The 2,162-nt window shown below is 72.7% G+C and carries 1 pseudogene; it reads right to left on the reverse strand.

Annotation, left to right across the window (positions count from 1 at the left end):
* Positions 1–2,162, reverse strand: a pseudogene (locus tag ACWFR4_RS47885) (hypothetical protein); the annotation flags it as partial.

Raw genomic sequence — 2,162 nt, forward strand, 5'->3', positions numbered from 1 at the left:
GACCGAACACCTTGGTAAGCCGGTCCGGTGCCCGCACTTCGTAGCGCTCGGGGGCGACCGTGATGATCGCGAGTCGGCCGCCGGAACTCAGATGGGTGCCGGCTTCGGCCTTTCCGTGCTTGCGGCACCGCTCGACGAGCATCTGCTGGCTGCGCTGGTCCGGGTCGTTCTTGTAGAGAACCATGCCGCTCAGGTGGGCCTTGAGCAGCATGTTGGGCTCGGCCCCGGTTGGGATCTTCTTCCCGTCCGCTGTGAGAGCGAGCTTGCCGTCCGCCCTGTGCTCGAACTTGTCCTCGGCGGTGAGGACGAACCGCGGGGCCGTGATCGGTGCGGGCCCTGCGGGCTTGTGGAGGGGCTGGTTCTCGGGGACGCCGGCCAGGAAGCGGCTGAGCGCGACCGCGGCGCCGTCGGGGCTGGCGTAGGCGGTGCCCTCGGCCAGGGCCAACTGGCCGTCGGGCACGAAGCGGTAGCCCTCGGCGCTCGCCACGACGGTGCCCAGGGGGGCGCCGTTGCGCAGGACGACTTGGACTCCGCTGGGGTCGGGCGCCTCCAGGGTGAGGGTTGCCAGGTCCTGGCGGAAGGCGTCCATGCCGCCGAGCTGTTCGGCGTCGGTCCGGCGCAGGCGGCGCTGCTCCAACTCGGTGCGCAGCGCATCGCGCAGCGCGACGGCGCGGACACTGGCGCCGGTGTCGCTGTGTGCCGCGTACGCGTTGAGCCACTGGTCCAGGGCCGTGGCACGGCTTTCGAGCTCGGCGGTGGCCATGCTCTGCGGCGGGCTGGAGAACAGCGGGGGCTTGGGCGTGCGGTCCCGTACCAGCACGGGGGCCACTGCACCCGGGCGCGGGGTGCGCCCGGGGCGGTCCTGGAGGGTGACGAGCTGGGTGGCATCCCGCCAGGCCAGTACCTCTTCGAGCCCATGGAAGTGGCCGCGTTCGTCGCGCAGGGTGTGCGTTCCGACCTCGACGGCTTGGGCCCACTCGCCGCTCGTGCGCAGCAGGACTTCCACCCTGGTTCCGTCCGGGCGCGGCTCAAGGTCGGCGACCGTCCACCGGCCGGCCCGCTGGGCGTAGGAGAAGTCCTTCCTCAGCGTGGCGAGGAGGGCGGCGGAAACGTCTCGTGCAACGGCATCCTGCTCCGCGACCGGCGCCGGGGCCGGGGCGGTCTGCTGGGGCTGGGCTGCGCCGTCGCCCGGTACCGCGACGACCTGGTCGCGGCTGAAGACCACCACGCGGCCGTCCGCACTGGTTCCCGCGTACGAGCTGGCGTCGGCCAGCTCCACGGTGACCGTGCTGTACAACTGCTGCGTACCCGGCTGGCCGGTGGCCGCGTGCGCGGGGTGATGCGGGTCGAGGATGCGGACCTGCTGGCCCACTTCGAGGGCGGGAGGGGTGCTCGGGTCGGCGGATATCCAGCCCTCAGGGGTCGGCTGAGTGAGATTGCGGCGGTCGTGGGCGGCCTGCTCGCCTTCCACCGTTCCGCCCTCGACCGAGGTTTCGAGCCGTCCGCGGAAGGCGGCCTCGGAGCCCCGGGTGCCGGAGAGGTACACCGACTGGTCGAGTTGGACCTGGTCGGCGCCGACGGGGTTCCAGGCGACGTAGATCCGCATGCCTCTGGCTTCGTCACCGACCTGGACCTTGACCAGTTGGTCGGTGCCGCGGGTGTCCTTGGCGATGACCTTGCCCAGGACCGGTGCGAGGGCGGGGCCCGGCTCGTTTCGGTGTGCCTCTTCCGTGCCCGGGTCGGGGGCGGGGGCGGGGACGCGTAGGTCGGGCGCGAGGGTGACGCTGCTGCGGATGCGCTCGGCCTTGTCCTTGGACGCGAAGACGGCTTCGAAGGGTTCCTGGCCGCGGTGGCGGATCCAGACGACGTCCCCGGTGGCGCAGTCCACTACGGCCCAGCGCCGGCCGGCGTCCGTGGCCTGGGCGACGACCTTGAACGCGGAGGCCTGGGTGGCCGGCGTCTGCGCGGCGGTCGGTGCGGGTTCGGGGGCGTCGTCGGCGGCTGGCGCGTCACCGTTTGCGGTGGCAGGCTGCGCGGCGGGTGCCTTCTCCTCGGCGGGAGCGGCGTCCTGGCTGGCCGCGGAGCCGGTGGACGGCTCCTGCCGCTGCTCGACGATGAGCGGAGCCGCGGCGAAGAACGGTGTTCCGGTGCGGATGCGGTCG

The organism is Streptomyces sp. NPDC055140 (assembly GCF_053607285.1).